This window comes from Bacillus sp. GMs2/2, from assembly GCF_050172095.1.
Classification (GTDB): domain Bacteria; phylum Bacillota; class Bacilli; order Bacillales; family Bacillaceae_G; genus Bacillus_A; species Bacillus_A cereus.
Genome location: NZ_JBNLYE010000285.1, coordinates 1 through 5,201 on the forward strand (window position 1 = coordinate 1; position 5,201 = coordinate 5,201).

A 5,201-nucleotide genomic window follows, 5' to 3' on the forward strand; every position below is an offset into this window, starting at 1 on the left:
TATATTCACCTTGAAAATTTCTCTTCTGAAATCTCAAATTTAGAGAATATATATGGCTTAAAGAAGTCCCCTTTAGATATATTAACTAAGTCATGGCATCATCAAAGTGGGATCACTATTTTTAAAGGTAACTATGCAGATGCTGATATTACTGACCCTCTATTCCCACGACTCCCAACATATGGAAGTTTTTATGACTCCGAAACCATTCAATTAGTTGAAGATATTTTCAAAAAGGATTTCACTGTATACAAATACTCCCTAACTCTCCTCTAAAATATAGACATTTTTATAATCATAGGTTCATAATTATTATAGAGAAACTTAAGCCACCTACTTAAGTTTCCTCATAATACTCCTGCGAATTGAAGTTGGGCACTCTTCTAATAGTGCTCTTTTTCTACAAAATTCAAATTTGGTCTTACTTTATATCGGCACGTGCTTGACTTGCTTCTCGACTAAATCCATCCGGATATCTTTTAGCTAATTTTGCGATATTCATTTCAGCAATATCTTGTAAAGTATAACCAAGTTCGTGCGCCATAATCGATATATAATACATAATGTCCCCAAGCTCTAAGGCTAATTTATAAGTGTTTCCGTCCTCTTCTCCTGGACAATGCGATGGTTGAAAACCATACCCATGATAAATTGCCTTTTTAACAATATCAGCAACTTCACCAGCTTCTCCTGTAAGTCCTAAAGCCGCATTGGATAATCGTCCATCAAAGTCCGTTTTGTTATTCCAAGTACGTAATGTTGCTTCTTGATAATGATTTAATTCATCAATCGATAAGATACTTGCAATCTGTAAAACTGTAGCTTCAATTATAACTTGTTCCTCATTTTTTGCTTCACTCATTAATTTAGTTGCTTCTAATACACCATTTTCCATAATGTTCATTTTGATTTCCCCTTCCTATTTAGCAAATCCCTAATCCTATTGGACGATTTTTAATTAAATACTTATCAGCTTGATCTATTACAAGAAGCGCAACTTCCGCTTGGTGTCTCCTTAACGCTTTTGCCATCTTCGGCAAACTCATACCTTGACTCCACATTTCACGAAAACGTACTACATCTCTTTCATCCCAAATGAAGTTAGCTTCTTCTAAAGCGATGTATATTTTTAACCGTGATTCCTTCATCGCTTTATGATTTCTTGCTACACTCATAAGCGAACCCACTTTCTAAAATTAATCATTTTATCTTTTCAGTAAACTTAGTATCTACACGATCAACTTTACCGTTTATCCAAACAGCAACTTGTTCACCAAAACCGCTCTCCGGTGGATTGAATGCTGTAACATTTCCATCCTTTACTATTAAAAGCTTGTTATTACTAACATCAATTTCTACTTTTTTCATATGTCCATCTCCCTTTTACTACCTCATGTACTCAACAACATCAGGTTTAAAGCCACTTCCTAAATAAACCCTTATCGGAATTATTTCTTTTTTATCCCTTGCTGCCTTACACAATTCTTCAGCTGTATCCCAATTGAAAAACTTATCTACAGCTCTTTGAAATCTCCAAATAGCCATTACATATTGTTCAAAGATGTCATAACGATCATCTTGTTTAGTTGTGCATGGTAATTCATCCGTACACTTTGCATTCGTTGGAACTCGGACGCGTACATCAGCGTATTTAGTACGTCCAGTTCCTCTCTTCACATTTGCCTTCATTACATCGAACTCACAAATTGTTGGCTCTACATCGAAAATGTTTAGTTGCTTAGGCATGTGCCATCCCACTCTTCTGAATAAGATCCAGTAATTCAATTACCTCTTCCTTGCTTAAAAACATTCGGCCACCTAGCAACTCTATGTTGTTTTCAGAAACTTCACCCGTTACAAAGCATGACTTTTCATGTCTTCTTAAAACGATGTTTTCACCATCGACATGAAAATCTAGTGCCGTTCCTTCGGTAATACCTAAAGTTCTGCGTAACTCTACTGGAATTACTACACGACCTAGCTCGTCCACTTTTCTTGCAACACCTGTGTTTTTCATAGCTTACTCCCCTTTAGTATTTTTATATTTATTTAGAATCTCATCCAAACGTTTCTTATTATTTTCAAAATCATCGCTTTGAGTTTGCTGTGGCTGCTGTATTGGCTCTTGTTCTTCTTGTTTGCGTAACCAATCCGGTATAACTTCCGTTCGTTTGGAATAACCTTTACCAGTACGTTTATTGTTTTTCTTACTCATTTCAAATCGAGTATCTAAAGCTGCAATATCATTTAATGTTTTTACTTTTTCCTTTTCCCAACTACTTAAAATACTGCGGATATATCTCCACTTTGGTACATTTTCATCAATTGCTTTATTAACAGCGTGAATAACTAATTCATTACCGAATCTATCGCAAAACTCACCTAATTCTTGAATTGCAATTTCACTTAAAGGAATTCCCTTTTCAAGTAAAAAGTTGTAACTAATTTTAAATTCTTGATCAATTAATTTCTGAGTTGAAGCATCATCATCATCATCATTTATATTTGTAGTAATATTTGTAGTAATCTCTGTATTTGTCTTACGTTCTAGTGTAAGAGACTCTTCCGTTTTATCGTAGAAGGGTATTGCTTTAGAATGTAAGACCCTCTTGCTTTCTAAAGTAACAGGGCTATTACTTTTCAGTGTAGGAGGGGTACCATTTCCCCAATACATAATGGATATTTTCTGAACCATTTCAGGTACAGGTTCAACATACATAACGTTATTACACCTAGTTCCGTTAACAAGAATTGTCCTAAACTCAATTTTTATAAGTCCACGTTCTTTCAGAAAGTCACACGCTTCTTTTACTTGTCTTTTTGTAAATCCAAATGAATCGGCTAATTGTTGATAGCTCTTTTGAAGCGTGTCTGCCTTAAACTTTTGCTTATATTGAACTTGACTAGATTCTTCACTTCTTACTTCAGTAGGTTTATACCAATAAACAATTTCTCCTAAGATAGTAATTGCAACAATATTAGGTTTACCATTATCTAATGTAAGTGTTTTAAACCATCCATGATCTATAACATTGCCACGAAAATTTATTTGCCCTATGTGTAATACCTTTGTGTTCATAGTTTTCACTCCTTTTCATAAAACCAATGTGCCATCTCTCTATTTTCCGTGGTATACTTATAACAACTTATTTTTTGAAAAGGAACCACTGCAATGGGTCTTTTTACTTTGCTTCACATCACTCCAAGCCCATTGTTTTATCGGTTCATAAGTTATGTAAAACAAACATGAACCACATGCAATTAATATCGCTAATATAGCTAATGAGGTTATATCTTCCACTAAATCACCTCCTTTTGTGCTTCAAGCCAAGCTTCTAAATCCTTTTGCAAGAAAAGTAATTTACGTCCTTCCCTGATCACTGGAAAATGTGGGTGATTTGCTAATTCATACATTCTACAAACTGCTATATTGAGGTATGCAGCTGCTTCTTTCACCCTCATTACCTTGTTTGGTTGTGATTGTTGTTGGAATGAAGCTAAAGCTGCTTGAATTTCTTCGCGAACAACTTCGCGGATTGACTCTTTAATGATTTGATCTAATCCCATTTTGTTTTGCTCCTTTCTAATTCACTTAACCAACCATAACTTAACTAAAAGTTAAGTTATGGGCAAAAAATTTTAATTGCATCTAACTTCACTTTAAAAAACTCAGCAATTTTCACAATTAAATCATAATAAGGTCGACGCTTCCCGTTTTCTATATACCAATAATAAACTTCAGTAATACCAACGGCTTCAGCTACTTCCTTACATGTATATCCCTGTTCTACACGTAGCTGCTTTAGAGTTTTCATAAACAACTCCTCTCTTCCGTTTTTGTTGTTAATTACATAATAACTTAACCTAAAGTTAAGTTCAAGTGTTTCCCAAAACTTTTTCCAAAAAAATTACCTTTCCACTTAACTGATAGTTAATATATAATGACAGTGTGACACCATAATAGTAATTAAGAAAAAATAATTTCATATAAAATAAACTTGGGGTGTTTTTTATTATGTTTAGTCATGAGAGATTGAAATCATTAATTGAAAAGAAGAGCATCACCCAACAACAGTTAGCTGACGCAATTGGTGTTAGTCATGTTTCTGTTTATAATTATGTCGAGGGAAAAAAAGCACCCGGTACACGTACACTTCAGAAGATAGCAAATTATTTAAAAGTAACAACAGATTATTTGTTAGGTTTATCTGATTCACCAGATTTAACAGCGGGCGAAGACTTACAGTTAACAAAAGAAGCACACGAAATTCTTCAAATCATTAATGACTTACCTGAAGAACAACGAAAAAAAGCATTAGAGCAATTAGAGATGTTTGTGAACTACGAGAAATCTAAAGGAAATATGTAGTATAAAAAGACTATCCAAGAAAGTTAGATAGTCTTTTTTACATGACTTTTTCTTTTTTGGATTCACTCAAACAAATAGAAAATAATTTCTCTTTTGGATTATCTTCTTCTTGCAAAAGTAATAAAGCTTGTTTAATTAGATTAACTTCCCCTTCTTTACCCTTCATCTTCTTCGATCTCCCTCTTTTTGTTTTTGGATTTTTTTTACAATAATTTCTTTTTTCTTCTTTCAGTAAAAAAAGAAATTTCTCCTAAAATTACAAATGACATCGTCAATTAAGACGATGTCATTTGTAATATATATACCTTTATTATGTATTTTACCAGCCGCCACCAGGGTCAACCATCATGTGTTGAATTGTAGGTTTTGAATTATTTGTACTAGGCTTTTCTTTTATAGAATCAGTGTTAATGAATAATGTAGCAGCTATTAATAGCGCAGGAATGATTGTAATTATTTTTTTCATTATTTCACCTCTTTCCGAAGATAATTATACCAATTATTCAAATTAAACCCAAGTGTATTTTTGGTAAATACGAATAGAATATATTCCCTGATTTTTGACACATCAAAAGAGAACGTTTCATTAACTCTTCTTTTTTTGTACCTTCATATGTTAAACCTAAATATGCAGTCTGTATGTCTGTTAATCTTCCATTCTTCTCATTTAATTGATTTAATAGTTTTCTCGCTTCAATCTTCTTACCTTGTTTAATCCTTAAATATGCTAATTCACCTGGATGGACAACATCTAAGCTACTAATTCCTTTATCATGATGAATTTTTAGAAATGATAATGTATGTTGCACCATTTTTCTTTTTCTCTCAATTC

General features: G+C 33.2%; 13 protein-coding genes and 1 pseudogene. 2 read left to right on the top strand and 12 right to left on the bottom strand.

The window, feature by feature from the left end; genetic code table 11:
- A pseudogene (locus ACQGS6_RS22460) lies at positions 1-276 on the top strand (sulfotransferase family 2 domain-containing protein); the annotation flags it as partial.
- Between the two features lie 145 nt (positions 277-421).
- Here the strand turns inward: ACQGS6_RS22460 and ACQGS6_RS22465 are convergent.
- The 9 genes from ACQGS6_RS22465 to ACQGS6_RS22505 are packed head-to-tail and all read right to left on the bottom strand — an operon-like array spanning position 422 to position 3,815.
- The gene (locus ACQGS6_RS22465) at positions 422-904 is read right to left on the bottom strand and encodes a nucleoside triphosphate pyrophosphohydrolase family protein (RefSeq protein ID WP_426965630.1); all 483 of its coding nucleotides are present in this window, start codon (positions 902-904) and stop codon (positions 422-424) included.
- Between the two features lie 19 nt (positions 905-923).
- The gene (locus ACQGS6_RS22470) at positions 924-1,175 is read right to left on the bottom strand and encodes a helix-turn-helix domain containing protein (RefSeq protein ID WP_426965631.1); all 252 of its coding nucleotides are present in this window, start codon (positions 1,173-1,175) and stop codon (positions 924-926) included.
- 25 nt (positions 1,176-1,200) lie between these two features.
- Positions 1,201-1,368 (bottom strand): DUF3954 domain-containing protein, encoded by a 168-nt coding sequence (locus ACQGS6_RS22475; RefSeq protein WP_006923988.1) that lies wholly within the window; start codon positions 1,366-1,368, stop codon positions 1,201-1,203.
- 18 nt (positions 1,369-1,386) lie between these two features.
- Complete coding sequence (locus ACQGS6_RS22480; protein ID WP_098394411.1) at positions 1,387-1,746, bottom strand: cell division protein SepF; 360 nt, start codon at positions 1,744-1,746, stop codon at positions 1,387-1,389.
- On the bottom strand, positions 1,739-2,017 hold the full coding sequence (locus ACQGS6_RS22485) for an AbrB/MazE/SpoVT family DNA-binding domain-containing protein (protein WP_098844049.1): 279 nt from the start codon (positions 2,015-2,017) through the stop codon (positions 1,739-1,741). The genes ACQGS6_RS22480 and ACQGS6_RS22485 overlap by 8 nt, the downstream gene beginning before the upstream one ends.
- Positions 2,018-2,020: 3 nt before the next feature.
- Positions 2,021-3,079: a DnaD domain-containing protein gene (locus tag ACQGS6_RS22490; RefSeq protein ID WP_426965632.1), complete on the bottom strand. Its 1,059-nt coding sequence runs from the start codon at positions 3,077-3,079 to the stop codon at positions 2,021-2,023.
- Positions 3,080-3,136: 57 nt separating this feature from the next.
- Positions 3,137-3,301, bottom strand: a complete 165-nt coding sequence (locus ACQGS6_RS22495; protein ID WP_080444712.1) for a hypothetical protein — start codon at positions 3,299-3,301, stop codon at positions 3,137-3,139.
- Entirely contained in the window at positions 3,301-3,567 is a 267-nt protein-coding gene (locus ACQGS6_RS22500) for a helix-turn-helix domain-containing protein (protein ID WP_000522030.1), read from the bottom strand. The genes ACQGS6_RS22495 and ACQGS6_RS22500 overlap by 1 nt, the downstream gene beginning before the upstream one ends.
- A gap of 56 nt (positions 3,568-3,623) precedes the next feature.
- The gene (locus ACQGS6_RS22505; RefSeq protein WP_000854268.1) at positions 3,624-3,815 is read right to left on the bottom strand and encodes a helix-turn-helix domain-containing protein; all 192 of its coding nucleotides are present in this window, start codon (positions 3,813-3,815) and stop codon (positions 3,624-3,626) included.
- Between the two features lie 200 nt (positions 3,816-4,015).
- Here ACQGS6_RS22505 and ACQGS6_RS22510 point away from each other — a divergent pair, with 200 nt between their 5' ends.
- On the top strand, positions 4,016-4,369 hold the full coding sequence (locus ACQGS6_RS22510) for a helix-turn-helix domain-containing protein (protein WP_000491236.1): 354 nt from the start codon (positions 4,016-4,018) through the stop codon (positions 4,367-4,369).
- Between the two features lie 37 nt (positions 4,370-4,406).
- Here ACQGS6_RS22510 and ACQGS6_RS22515 read toward each other — a convergent pair whose 3' ends face one another.
- The 3 genes from ACQGS6_RS22515 to ACQGS6_RS22525 all read right to left on the bottom strand — a co-directional run.
- Positions 4,407-4,535 carry a hypothetical protein gene (locus tag ACQGS6_RS22515; protein WP_255290694.1) on the bottom strand — a complete coding sequence of 43 codons (129 nt, stop codon included), beginning with the start codon at positions 4,533-4,535 and terminating at the stop codon, positions 4,407-4,409.
- A gap of 153 nt (positions 4,536-4,688) precedes the next feature.
- Positions 4,689-4,835, bottom strand: coding sequence for a hypothetical protein (locus ACQGS6_RS22520; RefSeq protein WP_000720922.1), 147 nt, complete (start codon positions 4,833-4,835; stop codon positions 4,689-4,691).
- A 37-nt stretch (positions 4,836-4,872) separates the two neighbouring features.
- On the bottom strand, positions 4,873-5,201 hold a 329-nt coding region (locus ACQGS6_RS22525), incomplete at its 5' end, for an AimR family lysis-lysogeny pheromone receptor (RefSeq protein WP_426965633.1).

What these genes read in the sequence shown, in the direction of transcription:
- ACQGS6_RS22515 (WP_255290694.1), bottom strand. Translation starts at nt 4,535, where the DNA reads ATGAAGGGTAAAGAAGGGGAAGTTAATCTAATTAAACAAGCTTTATTA.
- ACQGS6_RS22510 (WP_000491236.1), top strand. Translation starts at nt 4,016, where the DNA reads ATGTTTAGTCATGAGAGATTGAAATCATTAATTGAAAAGAAGAGCATC.
- ACQGS6_RS22500 (WP_000522030.1), bottom strand. Translation starts at nt 3,567, where the DNA reads ATGGGATTAGATCAAATCATTAAAGAGTCAATCCGCGAAGTTGTTCGC.
- ACQGS6_RS22485 (WP_098844049.1), bottom strand. Translation starts at nt 2,017, where the DNA reads ATGAAAAACACAGGTGTTGCAAGAAAAGTGGACGAGCTAGGTCGTGTA.
- ACQGS6_RS22470 (WP_426965631.1), bottom strand. Translation starts at nt 1,175, where the DNA reads ATGAGTGTAGCAAGAAATCATAAAGCGATGAAGGAATCACGGTTAAAA.
- ACQGS6_RS22490 (WP_426965632.1), bottom strand. Translation starts at nt 3,079, where the DNA reads ATGAACACAAAGGTATTACACATAGGGCAAATAAATTTTCGTGGCAAT.
- ACQGS6_RS22505 (WP_000854268.1), bottom strand. Translation starts at nt 3,815, where the DNA reads ATGAAAACTCTAAAGCAGCTACGTGTAGAACAGGGATATACATGTAAG.
- ACQGS6_RS22520 (WP_000720922.1), bottom strand. Translation starts at nt 4,835, where the DNA reads ATGAAAAAAATAATTACAATCATTCCTGCGCTATTAATAGCTGCTACA.
- ACQGS6_RS22465 (WP_426965630.1), bottom strand. Translation starts at nt 904, where the DNA reads ATGAACATTATGGAAAATGGTGTATTAGAAGCAACTAAATTAATGAGT.
- ACQGS6_RS22480 (WP_098394411.1), bottom strand. Translation starts at nt 1,746, where the DNA reads ATGCCTAAGCAACTAAACATTTTCGATGTAGAGCCAACAATTTGTGAG.
- ACQGS6_RS22475 (WP_006923988.1), bottom strand. Translation starts at nt 1,368, where the DNA reads ATGAAAAAAGTAGAAATTGATGTTAGTAATAACAAGCTTTTAATAGTA.